Origin of the sequence: Brevibacillus sp. JB24b (assembly GCF_051713385.1) — a bacterium.
GTDB lineage: Bacteria > Bacillota > Bacilli > Brevibacillales > Brevibacillaceae > Brevibacillus_B > Brevibacillus_B laterosporus.
Window position 1 is genome coordinate 713,152 of record NZ_JBNVQV010000001.1, and the last position, 21,150, is coordinate 734,301.

Genomic DNA, 21,150 nt, shown 5'->3' on the forward strand with positions numbered 1-21,150 from the left:
TGTCTTCGGGTTTTTCTTTCTATTACTTATCAAATAGGACTACTTAGGGTAATACTATAAGAATATGGAATATAGTGGAGTTGGTCGCATGAAAAAGTTTATGCCGAAGCGATCCAAGTTCTTCACAGCAAATAGTGGAGTAGATGTCATCGGAGATATACATGGTTGCTATGAAGAATTTATTGAACTGTTGTCGGTGCTCGGCTACACGTTCGATGCAAAGGATCAGCTATATAAACATCCTATGGGAAGAAAGATATTGTCACTGGGAGATATTACGAGTAGGGGGCCTGAATCACTTAAGCTGCTTGATTTTTTTATCAGGCATATTAAAGAGGGGCTAGCTGAGATGGTAGACAGCAATCATGGCTGGAAAATTGCACGTTGGCTAGATGGAAGACGTGTCATGCTAGCGCATGGTGATGAGTTAGTGGAACAACAATTTGAACGTTACGAAACGGAACACGGGGCACGACGCACTGCTCAATTTCGTTATGCCAGTTTGCAATTACTCATGTCAGCACCTTCGCATATTATTGTGAAGTATCGAGGTAAAAAAGCCTTGGTTGCAGTGCATGCTGGGATTAAGGACAGTTATATTGGGGAGGATTCACCGACCATCCAAAACTTTTGTCGATATGGAGATGTTGCAGGTTTGGGTCCAGATGGAAGGCCTATCCGCAAAGATTGGACGGTAGAGCATTTATCCGATATGTTAATCATTTGGGGACATGATCCTCGCCCAGAACCAGAACGCAGTGAGAGGCAGAACGCGATTAATATTGATCAGGGATGTGTGTTTGGGGGGAAGTTAACTGCTTATCGGTTCCCAGAAGATGAGCTTGTCAGCGTTGTGGCTAAAACCAATTATTCCGGTTTGGATGATACTCCACTCACACGTTATGTGAAAAAGAAATAGCTGTATCTAAAAGCGAGCCGGTCAACTTTGGCTCGCTTTTAGACATAGTCTTCGTAGGAAGATTTTTTATCAGAGGAATCATTAGATGATTGAGTAGGTTCTTCAAAAGGTGCTTCACTGGATGGTTTGAAGGTAGTAGGGGGCAGGTTCTCTGGACCGGAATGGGGGATAGAAGAAGGGGTGGTAGTGGAGTGTAGGGGTTGATTCAATGCAGTTTCTATTGATGACTGCTGTGGTGAACTAGGATTTTCTATTGGGGTCTGTGTTTGTAATGATGAAACCTGTGAATGGGATTGATTGAAGGGCTGCACAGGAGATTGATCAACAACTTGATCTTGAGAAGAGAAAATAAGCGTTGTGGGATCAATATCATTGGTCAACTTATTAGTATTTGGTTCGTTATTGATCGTTTCATTTTTTAGTGAGCGCACATGTTGGTGGGTATTTTTCGTGGTGGAGTAAATTCCTACGGCTGCTAGACCAGCCGTAATTCCATGCATGAGTGAATCCTTCCAGATAAATGGTACAGGACCATATAACCAATCGTAGCCCAGCTTTAGTAGCAAAATAAATCCCAATGTTGTCCAGGCTCTTAGCTTCACAGGAATACCTAACCAGGTAGATAGAGTAGAGGTTGCCGCCATAGCGATGGCTACAATAGCACCAATGTCTAAGCTCATGGGAACGTCTCCTTTTGTTTGGTCATGTCTTCATATAATCATTTTTTCATTATTTTTTCGTATAAACGACGCAACACGATGGCTTCTGCCCATAACGGCAAAGGTTTATCAATATTTTGCCGCCAATCCTCATTCGTTAAAATACCTTCTTGGTAAAGCCAGTTAACAGCTTCTTCTTTCCAATCATTAGGTGGTTCAGGCTTTGGTGAAGTACTCGATGGGGGAGTATAAGGTAGATTGGCAAACTCAGCAAAGCCACGAACAACGGCTTCCGCTAAATCCTTCCACTTCGTATTTAAGAACTGGGCATCTGCTGGGTTATCTGCAAATCCATATTCGATTATGACCGTTTCTACATTTCCTGTGTCTCGATGCATAAAATAGTAATCAAGTTGGGGATTATTGGGAAGAGTACGCGTATAGATCCGTCTCACAGGCATACCAGCTGTCTCGATTTCCTCAAAAAGAGAACGAGCCATGGCTGAGGAGGCGTGAATGGAATAGATTCCTTCTGCCCCGGAACCGCCACCTGAGTTAACATGATTACATAGGCAATAACGTGCTCCGCTATTACGAACTAATGATGTACGCTGGTCGCTTCCAAGCGTCATATCTGCGGATCGAGTAAGAATAGCTGGAATATTTAAGTCTAAAAAGCGTTGATGCTGATAAAGGGAAATCTTTAATACGAGGTCTTTTTCTTTAAACAAGCTGTTGGTTCCCCCTCCTGGATCAATGCCACCATGTCCAGGGTCGATCATGACGAAAGTAGTCATTTTTCTTCACCTCGGCACAGTATATGCGGGTCCTATTATAAAAAGTTAGCCTCATTTCATACTGTACGACACAAATCTACATGGACAGGGAAGCTTCTTATGGTAAAATGGACGGGATAAGATATTAAAAAAGGATGGTAATGGAACATGTGGTACAACTGGGTTATTCCAATTGTTACGCTACTCGCAGGTTTAGCTGGTGGGTTCTATGGTGGAGTTCACTATCTTAAAAAGCAAGTAGCCAACATGCAAATGGATGAAAAACAAATTCAAACCATGGCACGTTCTATGGGTATGAATTTAAATCAAAAGCAGCTAAAACAAATGAGCCGCAACATGAAAAACATGAAAATGCCGAACACAAAATTCCCTAAACCTAAGTCAAAATAGGAGGGAAGCAACTTGGGCTCCTCGCGTATTCGCTTTATGATGTTAGGCTTTATCATTGGAGTCATACTGTTTTTTCTTAAAGATTTACCAACAGGATTTCGAATGGCAGCGCCCTTTTATGGTGCAGGTATTGGCCTATTAGCGGACGGAATCATTGCCCGTATAAAGCAACATAAGGATGGCAAATAACGGGGAGAACTGGTGCCCATTAGCGAAACAGGTTTCATTGATCAAACAGGAGAAAGTCACCTGTTATAGTAAAAAATTACGGCGTGCAACCACTGGGTGGTGCACGCCGTTTTGCTTTACTCTTATTTGATTAGTAGTTCATATACCATTTTTGTAATGAGAGAGACTGACACGATAAGAAACAACGGGCGCACATAGCGAACACCAGTCATAACTGCCACACGGGCACCAAGAGTTGCGCCTAAAATCATGGCCAATCCCATAACTAAGCCAATAGAAAAGAGAACTTTACCATTCCAGATGAATACAGCAAGTGATGAGATATTGCTGGCTAGATTCAGGATACGACCATTACCAGCAGCGATTACAAAATCATAGCCGAATAGTAGCACCATGAGGAATACAAAGAAGGAGCCTGTGCCAGGACCGAAAAAACCGTCGTAGAAACCGATCAAAAAGGCAAATAAAATGCCCCAGCTAACTGTAAAGGTTGTGTACCCTTTAAAATTTGCTTCATGGCCAAACTTTTTGTTTAGAAGAGTATAAACAAAGATAAGACCCATCATAATAATAACTAGCGTGTTAAGAAAGCCTTGAGGAACATCTAAAACCGTCAGGGCACCTATCCATGCACCGATAAATGAAACAGGAGCGAGGATTAACATTAGCTTTTTATCGTATTTCCCCATACTAATGAAGGTGATCGAACTGGTTAGGGACGAAAGAGTACCTGCCAGTTTATTGGTTCCCAATGCAAGGTGAGGGGGAAGGCCTAAACCAAGCAAAGCAGGAAGAGAAATTAGACCTCCCCCGCCAACACAGCTATCAATGAACGCAGCTAAAAATCCGATTAAAGCAAGTAAAATAATGGTTGATATATCGAGTTCCATTTAGAGTCAGACTCCTTTATTCAATTGTGAAATATTTGATAATGTACAGTTTATCATGAGAGATCGGGTTTGCAAGGGTTCAGCCTTCAGTAATGTAGAATGAAATACCTTACTATACTTTCAATACATTTTAGTTGCATTAATCCAGTCATTTACGCTATAATTAAATAGTAAAGCAAGAGTAAAGGATTTTTTACTTACATAAAGGAGGAGTTTTTGTAATGGCACATCAACTACCTGCACTACCATATGCAAACAATGCATTGGAACCACATTTTGATGCACTAACAATGGAAATCCACCATGATCGTCATCATGCTACTTACGTTAACAATTTAAATGCCGCTTTAGAAGGTCATGCTGATCTTCAAGGAAAAAGCGTAGAAGAATTAATTTCTAATCTTGATGCACTTCCAGAAGGTATCCGTACAGCTGTTCGTAACAATGGTGGTGGACATGCGAACCACAGCTTATTCTGGGAAATTCTAAGTCCAAATGGCGGCGGAAACCCAACAGGTGCTATTGCTGACGCAATCAATGCTGCATTCGGTAGCTATGATAACTTTAAAGCTGAATTTACAAAAGCAGCTACAGGCCGTTTCGGTTCTGGCTGGGCTTGGCTAATTGTAGACGGTGATAAAGTAGCGATCACATCCACACCTAACCAAGATAGCCCAGTAATGGAAGGCAAAAAGCCTGTTCTTGGTCTAGACGTTTGGGAGCATGCTTATTACTTGAATTACCAAAACAAACGCCCAGACTACATCGGTGCTTTCTGGAACTTGATTAACTGGGAAGAAGTAAACAAACGCTTCGAAGCAGCTCGCTAATACATGGAATAAATACAAAGGGTAAGCCTCCTATTAGATGGATCTAATAGGTATGCTTACCCTTTTTTATTGTAATGCTATAAAATAAATATCGACCACAGCCATTGGCTACGATGCACGTTAGGGCTCATCAATTAATGACTCAAAAATTTCCACATAAACCCACTAATTTCTGCTGTTCTGCTCACATTTTTCTCATCTCCAAGATATAAATAAATCTAGAGGTTGGGTTTTATTTCCTCGTCCTAGTATGAATTTTTTATTTGATCCGACAACAACTTCTAAGAAGCATAACATCCTAAAAAGGAATTAGCATACAAATTTAAAAAAGGAACTGTCTAAAACGCTTTCCAAAAAATAAGTGCTTCACTTTCCTACAAGCCCAATAGTATCTAGCTTTATAAAGGGTTTCCTCCATGCAAATCTTTTTCCTTATAGATGCAATCCTGCCTTTTTGCAAAAACGTTTCTCTGGACTAACACGGTTTTGGATCGTTACCATTAAACATAGAAAGTTCGGTATGAGGAGGAAAGCTACTGTGGAAAGTATAGAAGGGAGCACGAAGCTCCTGAAATACAAAAAGGGAAGCAGAGCCATTAAGATTAGCATCTTCCTTTATTTGATCCTGTCTGTTAGTAAGATTCTGGTTGGGATGTTTGCTCAATCTGAGGCATTGACAGCAGATGGATGGAATAACGTATCAGATGTGTTGGCGTCTATTGCCCTGATGATTGGTATGTATATTTCCCAAAAACCAGCTGATCACAATCATCGATATGGACATTTTCGTGCAGAAACGACAGCAGCCCTATTAGCGGCTTTTATGATGGCAGTGGTAGGAATAGATGTTTTAAAGGGTGCTTTTATGAAATTATGGAGACCAGAAGCGCAAGTAATAGCTCCTGATCCTTTATCTATGTATGTCGCTTTTGGTGGTGCTCTCATTCTATATCTCTTATCTCGTTACAATATGGCTATTGGCAAAGAAACAGATAATCTGGCAGTTATGGCTGCTGCTTATGATAATCGAAGTGACGCGATTATAAGTATTGGAACATTAATTGGTATTGGTACAGCCCGACTAGGCTGGCTATGGGCAGATGCCCTGGTGGCACTTATCGTTGGCTTACTCATTATTAAGACGGCATATGTGGTAGGAAAACAGGCAGTTGACAGCCTGATGGATGCCTTTGAAGAAGATAAATGGCAAGAGATTCACGATCGTATTATGGAAGTGAATGGTGTTAGCCGAGTGACTGATTTACGGGCTCGTTATCATGGAAGCGCTGTTCATGTTGATTGTATTATTGAAGTACCATCATCCTTAACTGTAGCAGAAAGTCATGATGTTACGGATAGGATTGAAGAATATTTGAAAGGATTTAATGGGATTGAACGAATGCTGATTCATGTAGAGCCAGCTTCCCGTAGACCAAATAAATCTCGAACATAGAATGTGTCAAAAAGCAAAAGCTCCTCACTAAGAAGGAGCTTTTGCTTTTCTAATTAACCTGAATCTCTTTTTGGGGATTTAATTTTTTGGTTAACTGGTCTTCGCTGTGGTGAATCCAGCCTACGAATGAATCGCGAATTTGTTTATCTTGATCTAGATAGACGACAGCTACCAGCATGTAATGCGATTTACCCATATGCTTAGCACGATAACGCAAATCTTTCCATTTTACTTCATAGCCAAAAGAACGTTGTATCACTTCTGCATGAACATGGTGGGTAAAGGAAAGAAAGGCTTGCACTTTTTTATCCTGTCTCGTAAGGGTAATAAGCTCTGGCTCAGTTTTTGGAATTGGGAAAATATCAAGCACTAATGGCTCTGAGCCTTGATGTATCTCTCCTACATACCATTGCTGAGGCGTTTTTACGACGAACGTCCACTGACTCCATGAATAAGTAGGGATTAACGTATACTCTCCTGTTAGCCCCAATGAGGATTGAAGATAGGCTAGCTCACGTGCATGTACCCGATACCTTTTTACATAATAAAGGGCAATAAATACGTATATAACAAGGAACAGCTTACCAGGCTCAGCACCAGCCGCCCACAATAATAGTCCGATGATATGCAAGGCAAAGATTAGAGGATCAAAGATAAACATGGTACAAAGGGCAACCCATTTTCGCCTAAAGGGTCGTAGTGCCTGTGTCCCATAGGAGTTAAATATATCGACAAAAACATGTAAAAAGACAGCAAAGAATGTCCAACCGAGTAAATGCCCCCAGTGTTCTTGCGGAATGAAGTATTGGATAAGTCCAAAAATGGAGAGTGTCCAGATGAAAATAGCAGGGATCGAATGAGAGGCTCCCCGATGGTTGCGGATATATGTTGCATTACCGAGTAGACGAGTAAATCCATCAAAATCGGGTGCTTGTTGACCGATGACTGTTCCAATCATTACCGCTTCAGCTAAACCCGGATTGTTTGCTACAACAGGATCTAGATGAGCAAGGGCGGCTAAACCAAAACCGATGGCAAAATGCGTGGCAGTATCCATTAGAAGATTTCTCCTTTCGCACGGGGATGGTGGAAAAATTATGGCACAACTAACGTAATTCTTCAATCCTTTCTAGAAAAAAGTATTCAATTCACAGACAGTGACTTCGTTGTGTATCATTCTCTCTACATCTAACAAAAACAATACATCAGTATGGCAAATGTAGGATGGCGCTTGTTCAAACCAGTTTTTTTTGGCAAGATGGAAGTAGATGATCTCTGCACGTCTTGCAATATAAAAATGGATGTAACCTGAAAAGTACAAAGGGGAAACAAAGAAAAAGCATGACAAGAAAAAAACAACCAACTATTTATACACTGCCCGATGAATTTCAAGCGTTTGATTTTGCTCAAGATCTCTTGTATTGGTATGATGCCCAAAAGCGAGATTTACCATGGCGAATAAATCGAGACCCTTATCGTGTCTGGGTTTCAGAAATTATGCTACAACAGACACGTGTAGAAACCGTGAAACCCTTCTATCAAAATTTTATGCAAAAATTCCCTACAGTGGAAGCGCTGGCTGCAGCTCCTGAGGAACAGGTTCTAAAAGCATGGGAAGGACTAGGTTATTATTCCCGAGCACGTAACTTACAAGCCGCAGCTCGTGAGGTTACAGTTTCGTATGGTGGAGTAGTTCCTGACACACCTGAAGAAATTTCTAAGCTAAAGGGTGTAGGCCCATATACAGCCGGTGCCATTTTAAGTATAGCTTATGAAGTTCCTGTACCAGCGGTGGACGGTAATGTAATGCGTGTGTTTTCCAGACTTTTACTGATGGATGATGATATTGCTAAACCAGCTACACGGACCAAAATGGAACAGCTAGTTAAACAAACAATTCCAATCGGACGAGCGGGTGACTTTAACCAAGCGATTATGGAATTAGGGGCACTTGTTTGTCTGCCTAAAAATCCGCAATGCCTTACCTGTCCCGTCTTTGATTACTGTTTAGCTCGAAAGGAAGGCGTGCAGGATACATTGCCCGTCAAAGGGAAGGCAAAGCCACCGCGTCCCGTTCAATTACTAACAGCGGTAGTAAAACGTGACTCCCAATTCCTTATTCAAAAGCGTCCTGAACAGGGATTATTAGCAGGATTATGGGAATTTCCTATGATAGAGCATGCGGGGACAAAGGATGACGAGGAACAATTGCTACGTTTCTTGGAAAAAGAGTATGGACTAGAGGTAGATTTGGGAGATTATCTGATGAATGTACAACATACCTTCTCTCATTTGCATTGGAATGTAGATGTGTATGTAATGGAGCACATTTCAGGTGAGCCGCTAAAAGAGAATGCTGTGTTTGTTACCTCAGAGGAAATGTCACAATATGCATTCCCCGTATTACACAATAAGATCATTGCCGAAATATTAGCGAAGGAAGAAAATTGTTAACGGAGAAAGCCCCTTCACAAGAGGGGCTTTTTACAGGCTTATTCCGATTTTTTAGAATCGATTCATTAAATAATGATGCTCAATACATCGTTGTTGGTTTTCTTCACGGATTTTTTCAATACGTTTATGTTGGATATAATCTCGGTATGTTTTCTCCGGTGATTTCTTTTTACGTTCAATAATAATGGTAAAAAAGATCATTGGAATATGCACAGTGCACATCCTCCTTTTATTTTTTGTTCATCCAGTCAGGTCCCATCTAGCGCCTTTACACCTACATACTTCATACGTTGTTTACGTTTAACATTTCTCATCTCAACATTCCTCCCATTCAAAGTAAGAATACTTACATAATATACGGCGTTTGGGCGTCTAACATGTACCGTTTTTCATCGCGTTCTTTAATCCATTGTTCCTGGAAGTAAAGTTCTGTTTGTCTTTCAACAGGCGGCTTGTTGCGTTTAATCTGAACAGAAAACATAAAAAAATGAAATACCATGACTTGTGTCACCCCCTTTCAATTTCTATGAAAAAAGAACATAAAAAGACCGTAAGATATGGGTATCTCACGGTCTGAGCGTGTAAAAGTAAATATGCACCGCAAGAGATACCTCTCCTACGATCTACTTATCAGGCATAAAGAATGGCTAAACAACCATCACCTGTCTGGAAGCGAGGAGAGAAAATGTTATGAAATTATGCATAGCACTATTGTTGCCAACTAATTGTGTAAAGATTCCCATAAACATCATTTTCTGAACCTCCTTTCCATATGACTGGTATTATTCCTTAATAGTATGGCATTATTTTCAATTTGTAAAGCATAAAATTAATCATTTGTAAAAAAAAATAAAAACATTGAAGGCTTATTAATTAGATGGCAATAATTAGGTAATGAGGGCTACACCTTATCCACATTTTCACGTAGCGATGCGATGATATAGCTTGTATAATATAGAAGTCAATTAGTACCAGATGTTAATAGCTGGTAGATGAAATGTTTTTTTAACATTTTAGGAAGAAGGGAAGAAATATATGAGTAGAAATGGGAAAGTGGCGTTAGTTACAGGTGGAACCAGAGGTATTGGGAAGGCGATTGCACATCAATTAGCTGATCAAGGCTATGATTTAGTCATTAACTATCTACGGAATCGTACAGCAGCAAGAGAAACAGCAGCTGAATTGGAAGCGAAAGGTGTTCACGTTCATTTGGTGAAAACCAATGTTGGAGATGTTGCAAAAATCAAAGAAATGTTTAAAGAGATTGATGAGGTATTCGGCCGTCTGGATATTCTTGTAAACAATGCAGCTTCTGGTGTCCTACGACCTTTAATGGAGCTTGAAGAGAGCCACTGGGATTGGACTATGGAAATTAACAGTAAAGCTTTATTATTCTGTGCGCAAGAAGCAGCGAAACTGATGGAAAAAACAAATGATGGTGGTAAAATCGTAAGCTTGTCCAGTTTGGGCTCCATACGCGTAATTGAAAATTACACAACTGTGGGAGTATCTAAGGCCGCTGTAGAGGCTTTAACTCGTTATCTTGCTGTAGAATTAGCTCCGTATAATATCTCTGTAAATGCTGTGTCTGGAGGCGTTGTCGATACAGGCGCATTAAAGCACTTCCCAAACCGAGAAGAATTATTAGAAGCATCCGCTAACCGCACTCCAGTAGGTCGTATGGTAGAAGAAGAGGATTTGGCTAATGCGGCGATGTTCTTGTTATCAGACCAAGCAAAAATGATTTGCGGCCAGACGATTATTGTTGATGGCGGTATTTCTTTACTGGTTTAGTTCCTGTTAGAAAACTGCTACAATGTTAGTTGTGTTTAAGGGGACAAACTTTCCCTAGTAGTGTACAATAGAAAAATGAAGCCGTCTAAGGGAGGCGCCTATTATGATTATTCGGACGTTTCGTCTGGGCGATTATGCGGCAATTACTCGTATTTGGCAAGAAACAGAATTAGATCGAACTGATACCGAAACGATGGATTCGCTTGCTAAACAATTAGCTTGGGACAGCGACTTGGTTATGGTTGCTGAGGAAGCTGGAGAAGTCGTAGGCGTTATTGTCGGCACGATAGATGGGACTCGTGCTTATTTTTATCGTTTAGCCGTTTCGCTTTCTTCCCAAGGAATGGGCATAGGCCGTAAGTTAGTGGAAGCTCTAGAGAATCGTTTTCACCAACGTGGAGTCAATCAAATTCTTATCATGGTAAATCAGGCGAATGAACGGGTGCTACCTTTTTACCAAACCATGGGATATGAGTTGCAACAGTATATTACGCTTTCTAAAAGGATTTCCTCCTAAAGGAAATATTTCTTTGAAAGATGCAGAATTGAAGAAAGGAGAGAGTCATGTCGTCGCAAGTACCAGGTTCCATTATACGCATTGAAAGCTTCAAACATAATCAGTCCTTACACCGTACTTGGGATCGCACTACGCTTATTCATACAAGCGATGCAGTGGTGATAGCCGGTAATGATCGTGTCAAAGTCACAGAGTCTGATGGGCGTGAATGGCGTACAAGAGAGCCTGCAATCTGTACATTTGGACGGGGACAATGGTTTAATATACTCGCCATGATCCGTGATGACGGGATTTACTATTATTGTAACATCGGTTCTCCTTTCAGTTTAAAAGGAAATTTACTTAGCTACATTGACTATGATCTGGATGTGAAGGTCTATCCAGATATGACGTATACGGTATTAGATGAAGAAGAATATGCACTACATAGCGCACAAATGAATTACCCTCCATATGTGAAAGAACGGGTTCACTTGGCGTTGGATGAGGTTTTGGAGTGGATCAAAGCGAGACGTGGGCCTTTCCAGAGTGGGTTTGTTCAAAGATGGTATGAACGTTATCAACTGTTAAAACACAATGATGAAGAGTAGTCAATTATATGTCATGGACACACACCCCTGTTATCGGTCAAGCGCAAATTTGCCAACGATAACAGGGGTATTTTTAAATCCCATACGCTTACAATAGTTAGAAAACAGAGAAAACCGGCTAAAAAGAAAAAGAAACGTGAATTTATTGGAGGTAAATGGGCTGTTACCATATACTTGACAACAAGACATAACCGTCTATCTGGTGTAAAATCGGTTCACAGAGACTTAGCTTCGGAGGATTAAAGCGGCGCATCCATCTTTCATACTAACAGCAGGAGGGGTGCTATGAGTAGCATACGCAGATATTTACGTTATGTGGGACCTTACAAAGTGAAAATTATTTTAACCATTGGTATCGGTATTGTAAAATTTGGGATTCCATTATTAATGCCATTAATTCTCAAGTATGTGATAGATACCTTGGTTACCGGTACAATGCCTAAGGAAGATAAGCTATATCAATTGTTTTGGTTAATGTGTGCTGCTTTTTTTCTGTTTACAATCGTGCGAGCTCCTGTAGAGTACTATCGCCAATATTACGCCCAATGGATATCCAGTCGTGTTCTATTCGACATTCGTAATCAATTATTTAGCCACCTACAGAAATTATCTATGCGATTTTACAACAATCATAAGGTAGGTGAAATTATTTCACGAGTTGTGAATGATGTAGAACAGACAAAAAGCTTTATTGAAACAGGTCTTATGAATATTTGGCTGGATTTGGTGACCATTGTGATTACGCTTTCCATTATGTTATTTATGGATGTAAAACTAACTTTGATTGCTATTGTTGTGTTTCCTTTATACGGATTCTCGATTAAGTATTTTTATAAGAGATTGCGCCAATTAATGAGGGATCGGTCCCAGAAGCTAGCTGAATTACAAGGGCATCTACATGAGAGAGTTAATGGAATTTCTGTTACTCGTAGTTTTGCTTTGGAAGAGTATGAAGCTAAACAATTTGAAAAGAAAAATCAAAGATTCCTAAATAAAGCTTTAGAGCAAACTAGTTGGAATGCCTATACGTTTTCTGTGGTTAATACGATTACTGATATTGCGCCGCTGTTAGTTATTGGCTTTGCCGGTTATCAAGTTATCCAAGGTATGTTAACGATTGGAACACTCATGGCCTTTTACGCTTATTTGGAGCGATTATACACACCACTTAGACGGGTTGTTAATTCATCGACTACATTGACGCAGGCGATTGCTTCTATGGATCGTATGTTTGAATTTATTGATGAGCAATATGATATCGTGGATCGGCCTGGAGCTTGTACGTTGCCCGTGAATCCTGTAACAAAAAGGATTAGCGGGCGTGTAGAGTTTGAAAAGGTTACATTTGCTTATAACAAAGGAGATAAACCTGTTCTACATGACGTACATTTACGGATTGAGCCTGGTGAAACGGTAGCATTAGTCGGTATGTCAGGAGGTGGAAAGTCTTCTCTTATTAGTTTAATTCCGCGATTTTGGGATGTGACAGGTGGACGAATCCTTATTGATGGCATCGATGTACGGGACGTTACTCAAAACAGCTTACGTGAGCAAATTGGAATTGTTATGCAGGATAACATTTTGTTTAGCGAGTCAGCCAGAATGAATATTACAATGGGGAATCCGCAAGCGACAGAAGAAGAGATGTTAGCAGCAGCCAAAGCCGCGAATGCACATGACTTTATTTGCGAGTTACCAGAGGGCTACGATACTGAATTGGGTGAGAGAGGAGTCAAGCTCTCAGGGGGTCAGAAGCAACGAATTGCTATTGCTCGCGTCTTTTTAAAGGACCCTGCTATTTTAATTTTAGATGAAGCCACTTCCGCATTAGATTTGGAATCTGAGCACATGATTCAAGAATCCTTAGCTCATTTGGCAAAGGGCAGAACGACTATTATTGTGGCTCATCGTCTGTCTACCATTACGCATGCAGACAAGATAGTTGTGTTAAAGGATGGACGAATTGTGGAGATGGGGAAACATGAAGAACTTCTTCAACAGCAAGGAGTTTATCATGCTTTGTGGAACGTACAGGATTTTGGCAACGTAGATCAAGAAGCTATTTCCACGATGGGATGAGCAGGTAACATCCAACTTAGAAAAACAGCCTCTGACTTTTTCACTGGCTTAAAATAAGGAGTGAGGGTATGGAGACCTGGAAACGCAATTTGTTTGTTCTCTGTGGTGCTTTGTTTATCGTTATGGTAGGAATGAGTATGGTGATGCCATTTCTCCCGCTCTTTATTCAAGAAGAATTACATATCACGAACACTCATGACGCAACGTTGTGGTCTGGGATCATATTTGGAGCTAACTTTTTAACGGCTGGATTAGTTTCTCCTATTTGGGGGAATTTAGCAGACAAATATGGGCGTAAAATTATGATACTCCGCTCTGGTTTTTTAATGTCAATTACGATTGGGCTAACCGGACTGGCAGGAAATGTATGGCATTTATTATTGCTGCGTTTATTAAACGGAACGATTAGTGGAATCATTCCTGCCAGCAATGCTTTGGTAGCCTCCAGCGTGCCTAAGGAGCGTTCGGGGTGGGCTTTGGGTATTTTGCAATCCTGTGTTGTATCTGGTTCGATTATGGGGCCTTTCTTTGGAGGCTTGCTTGCTGATCTAGTTGGGTACCGTGCTGTGTTTATGGTAACGGGTAGTTTATTATTTATAGCAACTCTCATCATCACGTTTACCGTCAAGGAAGACTTTACACCTTTGCCAAAAACAGAACAGACAAGTTTGCGGGATGATTTTAAAATGGTGTTTGCAAGCAAAACGTTACCGGTTCTGTTTGGAGTGACCGTAATTGTTCAATTTGCGTTAAATGGGATTGTTCCAATCTTACCGATCTTTGTTAAAGAGCTGATTGGAAGTGGCGAGAGAGTAGCCTTTTTTGCAGGATTGGTTACAGCTATGACAGGGATAGCTAATGTTCTAGCTTCTCCTCAATTAGGAAAATTGGGGGATAGAATTGGTTCGCATAAAGTATTGCTTGGCTGTTTACTTGCCTCTGCTATTGTCTATATTCCAACGGCGATGGTGCAAACGCTTTGGCAGCTACTTATTTTGCGTTTCATGGCGGGATTATGTGTAGGTGGACTATTACCGGCTGTTAATTCATTGTTACGAAAAGCTACTCCAAGTCATATGGTTAGTCGAGTATTTGGCTATAATAATAGCTTTCTATGTCTTGGCAATATGCTTGGACCGATGACAGGTGGATTTCTAGCTGGATATGTAGGATTAAACGGTGTATTCTTAATGACGAGCATCCTCCTCTTTATAAATTTTTTATGGTTCTTGTATGTGGTTCGACATGGTTTTCAAGCAGTGTCGAGTGAATAGGCGTAACGTGCCACTACGTTTTGTCGTCATACTGAAAAAGGAGTGAAACAATATGAAAAAATGGACAGGCTTTCTGCTTTTATCAGCTTTGGTTGTAGCATTGGCAGGTTGTACCGGCAATCAGCCAGACCAGAAGCCTACAACTCCAACGACAGAAACTGCTCAACCAGCTACTGAAATTACAAAACCAGCTGGAAGTAAGCATATCAATATGGATGAAAAGGAAGCTGTCGCTTTGGCCGCAGAGGGAGCAGACGCTTATGCGTATGTATTGAACGGTGGAAAAATAGAGCCAGATAAAAGTAAGAGCTTCACTCATGAGGGTAAAGACTATCGCTTTGTAGGAAGCGATATAGATACAAAAGAAAAGCTGATGAAATATCTAGAGAATGTCTATACAAAAACAGCAAGCGATAAAGTAGTGAACAATCTCAAGCTGATTGAAAAAGATGGAAAGCTGGCTCAACCAAGCATTGATAAAAGTAGTGTGCTTCAATGGGGTAGTGGACAGGCAGAAATGATTACAGAAAACCAAAATGGCAGAGAGTATGAGATTAAAGTTCCTATCGGAGAAGGCGATCAAGTTGATTTTAAAGTCTATTCTGTACGTATTAAACAAGAGGATGGCGTATGGAAGCTTGATACAATTCCCGGTGTGAAGGAGTAATTTGCATCAAAAACAAATGAAAGGCGCCCCTGATGGGACGCCTTTTTTTGTGAATGGAAGTAAAAGTTAGTCGTCGCTATCTCGTTTAAACAACCAGATATACTCTAGCAACTGTAGCACAGACATGAGAGCTGCCGCTACATAAGTAAGAGCTGCGGCACCAAGTACGGCCTTAACTTCACGCTCTTCTGAATTGCGGATATAGCCCATTTTAATCATTAGATCTTTAGCGCGGCTACTAGCATTAAATTCAACTGGCAATGTGATGACTTGAAATAGAACGGCTACGCTAAAAGCAATGATCCCAAGTAAGAAGAGACCACTGATTTTAAGGAAGAGACCACCTAACAACAAGAAAGGGGCTATCCCAGAGGTAAGATTAACTAATGGGAAAATGCGATGTCTAGCAACTAACATTGGATAATCAACCTTGTGCTGAATCGCGTGACCTACCTCATGACAGGCTACAGATACTGCTGAGATGGAATCGCTAAAATACACAGGATCTGATAAGCGAACAGTTTTAGACATAGGGTCGTAGTGATCGGTAAGAGTACCTGGTATATGTTCGACTGGAACATGCGATAAACCGTTAGAATCCAGTAAATGTCTAGCTGCTTCAGCTCCGGTCATTCCAGAGGAGACAGGTACCTCCGAGTATTTGCTAAACGTTCCCTTAACACGGAACTGTGCCCACATTGTTAGACCGAATGCCGCAAAAATTAACAGCGTCCATGGGGTAAAAAACATATAATATCACTCCTATCTATGATGATTATTCTTGTCCTTTTCTCATCCTATGCTCATTGTGCACTAAAAATGGTGAGAAGACACAAAAATACATCTTTACATGAAAAGAAATAGATTGTAGCTCGTTAGCACAGTCTTGCCAGTTAATTTAGATACGAATTAAATTAAAAAAAGTTTCATTTATTTTGATAGTACCACAAAAAGAGATCAAATAAAAAACAAGCCCACGACGGGGCCTGCTTCTCTTCTTTTGTTATTCAGTTGATACAGATGGATCAGCTTGCTCTTTTTTAGGAGTAATTTGTACAAAGTGTGCTTCTGGATGTTCCAATAATTTTTGAATGAGCCCTGCTTCCTCATATTGTTCAGTAGCCGATAACTCTTCTTTATATTTTCCTAGTAGTTCAGATACATCAGAGATGCCTTTGGAATCAAGCTTGTAAATAAATACTTTGGCTCCTTTGGCGATACGACGTTTCAAGGCATCTTCATCAAAGCCTAGTTCTGGTTGTAGTCGAACATATACGGTACCACCTGTCATTCCGGCACAAATCCATGGACCTGGATCACCCAATACGATTGCCCGACCATTTGTCATGTATTCAAAAGCGAAACCTTTTAGATTGGCCCGGGCACCCAAACCTCCTAATTGATCCTGAAGAGGTTCTGTAATAGCACCGCCAAATACAACGTCCGCACCGGAAAGTCGGATACAGGCACGAGAATCAGCATTCCCTTGTACGATAAATAGCCCTTTTTGTGCCCCATAGCAAAAGCTTTTACCAACAGACCCATTTATATATTGCCCGTGTGCTCCTTTAGATTTGAGTATGGAGACGACGCCTCCAAAGCTTGTTTTACCTACACCATCTTGTGCCCCGCCTTGTACTCGTATTCTCACACCCTCCGCATTGTAAGCTGCAAGCCCATTTCCTGGAACACTGCCGTGATCAAGGTGCAAAGAGACTTCTGGAAAGGACACATAGCTTCCGTCTAAATAAGGTTTCACACGTGCCCCTGACCAACGACTTCCCAATACTCGTTCTCCTGATAAAATGGCTGAGAAATTTTGCTGAATGGGTTGATCTTGGCTGAAATAGTGATCTTTTTCATGAGTTTGTTCTATTTTTTCTGTTATTCCTGCTGCTACCAATACCTTAGCCGCTGTGGATTCATAAATAGCTTCACGATATTGTTTGGTAGTAAACAATGGATGTACAGAAAGCAGTGAATCCAAATCCATTTGGTTAAAACCACGTGCTTGCACTAACAAATCGGATCGACCAACTAAGTCCTGCGAATGGGTAAATCCAAGTGTAGCAGTAATTCGTTGTAATTCCTGACCAAATTGAGTGAACAGATTAGTAAGACCAGCTACCGCTAAATCAAATTGACGTGGGACAAAACGGCGTAAGCCTTTTTCATGTGCCTCCTCCATATTGTCAATTTGAGTGGCTATCCCAACGTGACAGGTATCTAAATGACAGCCACGACAGGTGGTACACCCAACAGCAATCATAGCTAATGTAGCAAAGCCAATGCGATTAGCCCCTAGCATCATTAATTTAGCTACATCCAGTGCGCTTTTGACGCCACCATCTGCCCATAGCTCCACCTGATTGCGTAGGCCAGCCTCCAGTAAGGCATTATGAGCTGCTTTTACACCAATCTCAGCAGGAAGTCCAACGTGTTGTAGGGCATGCACACGGGCAGCTCCTGTACCTCCATCAAACCCTGACAACGTAATGTAATCAGCACCAGACTTGGCTATTCCAACAGCAATGGTCCCGATATTTGGTACGATAGGCACCTTTACGCATACTTTTGCTTGATGATTGGCTGTTTTTAATTCTGTAATCATCTGAGCCAAGTCTTCAATGGAGTAAATGTCATGGTTGTTGGAAGGTGAGATTAGATCGGAACCTACGGTAGCATTACGGGCAGCAGCAATTTTTTCTGTAACTTTAGAGCCGGGTAAATGCCCACCTTCACCTGGTTTGGCCCCTTGGCCAATCTTGATTTCCAATAAGTTTGAAGAATTAGCTAATTCAACGTTTACGCCAAATCGTCCTGATGCAATCTGTTGACCGCGGGTGCGTGGATATTGACCCAGCATATCTTTAATCTCTCCACCTTCACCGTTCATGGAAATCATATTTAGTCGATCAGCTGCTTCTGCATAGGCACGGAAGGCTGTTTCATTCTGTGAACCAAATGACATAGAAGAAATCATAAACGGTAATGAATGCTCCCCTACGCTGTTGTCTACTTGATCGGATTCGATTTGAGCTTCCTCTTGCTGATTGCTACTTTTTTCATAAGCAATATCAGTTAAGTGACGGATGGAAATCGGATTTGCCTGTTCGTTTTCTTCTAATTTTAATGCGTAATCTGCATAAGGTATTTCAGCACTGGCAATTTGCCCTATTGCTTTCCATAAACGTGGAAATAGATGGAAGGTTCGTGCTTCACGAGATTTTTCATCTCTATATAATTCGTAGCGTTGACGGCTTTCCGCTTCTAACTGGTCAAGTGACAAGCCAGCTTTATCTGAGCCACAGAAGGTTGGGATTTGGAGGATACTAGCCACTTCTGTACTGATACCTATTGCAGAAAAGAGGCGTCCATAGCCACGTAGTTCGTGAATACCGATCGTTGATGTTACTTTTTCTAAGCCTTTCGTTAAAGCTGTAAATAGATTATGAACAGCTGTTGTACCGCCCTTTGCATATACAGTGGCAAACAATACGTGTGGAGCCACCGCCTCTGCACCGCTTCCCAGTAGAAGAGCGATGTCATGCAAGGAACGAATAGCACCGGAGCGAACGATGATGCTTACTTGTCTTCGCAGGTTCTTACTGGAAGATTCAGTTTGTTTGAGCGCTTTGTCAATGTGAGCTGTTACGAGTAAAGGATCAATAAAATATTGATTTTCAATATGCACCATTGAGTCATCGAGAATCAGTAAGGAGGCACCTTTTTCCACAGCTTGACAAGCTTCTTGGGCAAGACGATCCAGGGCTTCTAGCAGACGTTCTGCTTCTCGAAATACGATGGGCAGGACGACTACACTATGCGGATTTTTATGGAAGCTAGAGATAATTTGTTCCAAAGTCATCATTCCCTGAGGAGTTGCAAGCTCTTGAAACGATTGTCCCTCTACTAGTAGCGGCGAAGCGATCTCCATGCGAGTATGTGGTGTGGTATCTTTCTGGGATAGAAATGTGCGTTTTCCTAAAACCACACGTGTTGAAAAATGCTCAATTTCACGATCTCTGTCAATTGCCGGATTGGTTACGACTGCCACGCTCTCTTTAATATAATCGCTGATATTCTGGCGTTCTTTGGAGAGGGCCGCAAGTGGTCCGTCATAGCCAAGGGAGCGAATCGGCTCTGCGCCATTAGAAGCCATTTGCTCAATAAGCTGAATTTGCTCTCGATCCCAGCCAAATGCACTGAATGTTTGAGCTGTAGGCGCTTCATAATCACAAGAAGGAGAAACCATTTCACTTTTATAGGCGTAATGTAAATGCTGGCGGAAGTGTTGACAGGAAATTTTTGTCTGGAAGCTAGTTTTAACAAGCTCTCGTAACTCTGAGTGACTAAAAATTGTGATACCCTGCGGGCTTAGCTGAACACCAATTTTCTCACCAGGTGCTAATGATTTTGGTTCACTAACCATTTCTGACACAGGAATAATGCCTTGTTCGGAGGAGAAATAAAGTGATTCTTCACTTTCTACCATCCAGACGGGGCGCAATCCCAAGGAGTCCACGCTAAATACGCATTGATCGGAGTAACGAGAAACAATTCCCGCAGGACCCTGAGCAAAGTGGCCCCAAGCCTGTCGTAAGTAAGTGTATAAATCCTGTAAATCATGAGATAACAATTTGATTTCATTGTGGATAGGTGGAAAAATTACCTCTAAGGATTCAAACAGAGTTAATCCGTAGCGGTGAATAAAAGTTTCAATAGTACGATTTAGATTTTGAGAATCGCTACCGCCTTCGACTAACGGCACTTGTAGCATGCGAGCTTCTTCTTCTAGTTTACTAATGGTATTAATTTCGCCATTATGTCCTAGTAAAGAAAAGGGCTGAACTCGGAAAAAATTAGACAATGTGTTAGTTGAGTAGCGATTATGACCGATTGTAACAGTGGAGGCGAAGGATGGATCAGCTAAATCTACGAAATAGCGGGGTAAGATGTTCGCTGCGCCCATCAATTTATAAGAAACGGTGCGATTACTGAGGGAAGCAACATGTACATGATAGGTATCTTCAATTTCGACGTGCAGTTCAAACAATAATTTGGCGTATTGTTCAGGCGATAGTGAAGTTGTTTGGGTGGCTTGATTCGGCATTAGAGCAATTTGCCAAAAAAGTGGTTCATCCTGTCTTCCGTTTTTTCCTAGAACGTCTGAATGAACTTGATTTTCACGTTGAGCTAAAATAATTAAGCCATACTTTTTAATAAGCAAGCCAATTCCTTCTTGGACTTTTTCTACTTCATGTCCTTTGCGTGGAACGAAAATATGAGCAACAGCAAAGGAAGGATCATAAGCCAAATCGCTTTCAAAGATTGAGTTTTCTAAATTTTTTTCCCAGATATAGCGTGGGATATCAGTTAATACACCACATCCGTCACCTTCTCCATCAATAAATCCAGAGCGATGCTCCATTTGTACGAGGGTACGAATTGTTTCATCTACATTTTTTCTTGTAGGTGTTCCTTTTTTTTCAATGATACAGATAATTCCACAGCTATCATGCTCTGTTGTGTGATAATTCCGAAAGTTTTCGGTGTGTGTATGCTTTTCATTTCTCTTTTGCATAGTAACGGTCAGTAGGCCTGACCTCCACCTCCTTAGTTCTTCTAAGACAGTTGAGTATAAATCC

The 21,150-nt window shown here is 41.1% G+C and carries 20 protein-coding genes; 12 read left to right on the top strand and 8 right to left on the bottom strand.

The window, feature by feature from the left end; translation table 11 throughout:
• Nucleotides 1-88: 88 nt before the first annotated feature.
• On the top strand, nt 89-919 hold the full coding sequence (locus ACQV1I_RS03725) for a metallophosphoesterase (protein WP_018672439.1): 831 nt from the start codon (nt 89-91) through the stop codon (nt 917-919).
• Between the two features lie 38 nt (nt 920-957).
• Here the strand turns inward: ACQV1I_RS03725 and ACQV1I_RS03730 are convergent, their stop codons facing one another.
• Nucleotides 958-1,599, bottom strand: a complete 642-nt coding sequence (locus tag ACQV1I_RS03730; protein WP_116334784.1) for a hypothetical protein — start codon at nt 1,597-1,599, stop codon at nt 958-960.
• A 38-nt stretch (nt 1,600-1,637) separates the two neighbouring features.
• On the bottom strand, nt 1,638-2,375 hold the full coding sequence (locus ACQV1I_RS03735) for an N-acetylmuramoyl-L-alanine amidase family protein (RefSeq protein ID WP_116334783.1): 738 nt from the start codon (nt 2,373-2,375) through the stop codon (nt 1,638-1,640).
• Between the two features lie 147 nt (nt 2,376-2,522).
• Between ACQV1I_RS03735 and ACQV1I_RS03740 the strand changes: the two genes are divergently transcribed.
• Complete coding sequence (locus ACQV1I_RS03740) at nt 2,523-2,765, top strand: YneF family protein (protein ID WP_018672442.1); 243 nt, start codon at nt 2,523-2,525, stop codon at nt 2,763-2,765.
• A gap of 12 nt (nt 2,766-2,777) precedes the next feature.
• Nucleotides 2,778-2,954: a hypothetical protein gene (locus tag ACQV1I_RS03745; protein ID WP_176452440.1), complete on the top strand. Its 177-nt coding sequence runs from the start codon at nt 2,778-2,780 to the stop codon at nt 2,952-2,954.
• A 122-nt stretch (nt 2,955-3,076) separates the two neighbouring features.
• Here ACQV1I_RS03745 and ACQV1I_RS03750 read toward each other — a convergent pair whose 3' ends face one another.
• Complete coding sequence (locus ACQV1I_RS03750; protein ID WP_018672444.1) at nt 3,077-3,844, bottom strand: TSUP family transporter; 768 nt, start codon at nt 3,842-3,844, stop codon at nt 3,077-3,079.
• Between the two features lie 221 nt (nt 3,845-4,065).
• Between ACQV1I_RS03750 and ACQV1I_RS03755 the strand changes: the two genes are divergently transcribed.
• Complete coding sequence (locus ACQV1I_RS03755; RefSeq protein ID WP_018672445.1) at nt 4,066-4,674, top strand: superoxide dismutase; 609 nt, start codon at nt 4,066-4,068, stop codon at nt 4,672-4,674.
• Between the two features lie 538 nt (nt 4,675-5,212).
• Nucleotides 5,213-6,127, top strand: a complete 915-nt coding sequence (locus ACQV1I_RS03760) for a cation diffusion facilitator family transporter (protein ID WP_018672446.1) — start codon at nt 5,213-5,215, stop codon at nt 6,125-6,127.
• A gap of 49 nt (nt 6,128-6,176) precedes the next feature.
• On the opposite strand, the gene ACQV1I_RS03765 is transcribed toward ACQV1I_RS03760, so the two are convergent.
• Entirely contained in the window at nt 6,177-7,184 is a 1,008-nt protein-coding gene (locus ACQV1I_RS03765) for a metal-dependent hydrolase (RefSeq protein ID WP_094701364.1), read from the bottom strand.
• 284 nt (nt 7,185-7,468) lie between these two features.
• On the opposite strand from ACQV1I_RS03765, the gene mutY reads away from it, so the two are divergent.
• Nucleotides 7,469-8,581 (top strand): A/G-specific adenine glycosylase, encoded by a 1,113-nt coding sequence (gene mutY, locus ACQV1I_RS03770; RefSeq protein WP_094701365.1) that lies wholly within the window; start codon nt 7,469-7,471, stop codon nt 8,579-8,581.
• Between the two features lie 51 nt (nt 8,582-8,632).
• Here mutY and ACQV1I_RS03775 read toward each other — a convergent pair whose 3' ends face one another.
• Nucleotides 8,633-8,794 carry a hypothetical protein gene (locus tag ACQV1I_RS03775; RefSeq protein ID WP_018672449.1) on the bottom strand — a complete coding sequence of 54 codons (162 nt, stop codon included), beginning with the start codon at nt 8,792-8,794 and terminating at the stop codon, nt 8,633-8,635.
• A 133-nt stretch (nt 8,795-8,927) separates the two neighbouring features.
• Nucleotides 8,928-9,080, bottom strand: coding sequence for a hypothetical protein (locus ACQV1I_RS03780; RefSeq protein WP_018672450.1), 153 nt, complete (start codon nt 9,078-9,080; stop codon nt 8,928-8,930).
• A gap of 536 nt (nt 9,081-9,616) precedes the next feature.
• Here ACQV1I_RS03780 and fabL point away from each other — a divergent pair.
• The 6 genes from fabL (at nt 9,617) to ACQV1I_RS03810 (ending at nt 15,502) form a co-directional block, all read left to right on the top strand.
• A complete protein-coding gene (fabL, locus tag ACQV1I_RS03785; RefSeq protein WP_094701366.1) occupies nt 9,617-10,375 on the top strand; it encodes an enoyl-[acyl-carrier-protein] reductase FabL in 759 nt (252 codons plus the stop codon).
• A gap of 103 nt (nt 10,376-10,478) precedes the next feature.
• The gene (locus tag ACQV1I_RS03790) at nt 10,479-10,892 is read left to right on the top strand and encodes a GNAT family N-acetyltransferase (RefSeq protein ID WP_094701367.1); all 414 of its coding nucleotides are present in this window, start codon (nt 10,479-10,481) and stop codon (nt 10,890-10,892) included.
• Between the two features lie 47 nt (nt 10,893-10,939).
• Nucleotides 10,940-11,482, top strand: a complete 543-nt coding sequence (locus tag ACQV1I_RS03795) for a DUF402 domain-containing protein (protein ID WP_018672454.1) — start codon at nt 10,940-10,942, stop codon at nt 11,480-11,482.
• Nucleotides 11,483-11,767: 285 nt separating this feature from the next.
• A complete protein-coding gene (locus tag ACQV1I_RS03800; RefSeq protein WP_116334782.1) occupies nt 11,768-13,561 on the top strand; it encodes an ABC transporter ATP-binding protein in 1,794 nt (597 codons plus the stop codon).
• Between the two features lie 68 nt (nt 13,562-13,629).
• Complete coding sequence (locus ACQV1I_RS03805) at nt 13,630-14,835, top strand: MFS transporter (protein WP_018672456.1); 1,206 nt, start codon at nt 13,630-13,632, stop codon at nt 14,833-14,835.
• 52 nt (nt 14,836-14,887) lie between these two features.
• Nucleotides 14,888-15,502, top strand: a complete 615-nt coding sequence (locus ACQV1I_RS03810) for a DL-endopeptidase inhibitor IseA family protein (RefSeq protein ID WP_018672457.1) — start codon at nt 14,888-14,890, stop codon at nt 15,500-15,502.
• A 66-nt stretch (nt 15,503-15,568) separates the two neighbouring features.
• On the opposite strand, the gene ACQV1I_RS03815 is transcribed toward ACQV1I_RS03810, so the two are convergent.
• Together ACQV1I_RS03815 and ACQV1I_RS03820 are read right to left on the bottom strand one after the other, a co-directional pair.
• Entirely contained in the window at nt 15,569-16,252 is a 684-nt protein-coding gene (locus tag ACQV1I_RS03815) for a zinc metallopeptidase (protein WP_018672458.1), read from the bottom strand.
• Between the two features lie 253 nt (nt 16,253-16,505).
• Nucleotides 16,506-21,086, bottom strand: a complete 4,581-nt coding sequence (locus ACQV1I_RS03820) for a glutamate synthase-related protein (protein ID WP_116334781.1) — start codon at nt 21,084-21,086, stop codon at nt 16,506-16,508.
• Nucleotides 21,087-21,150: the final 64 nt, after the last annotated feature.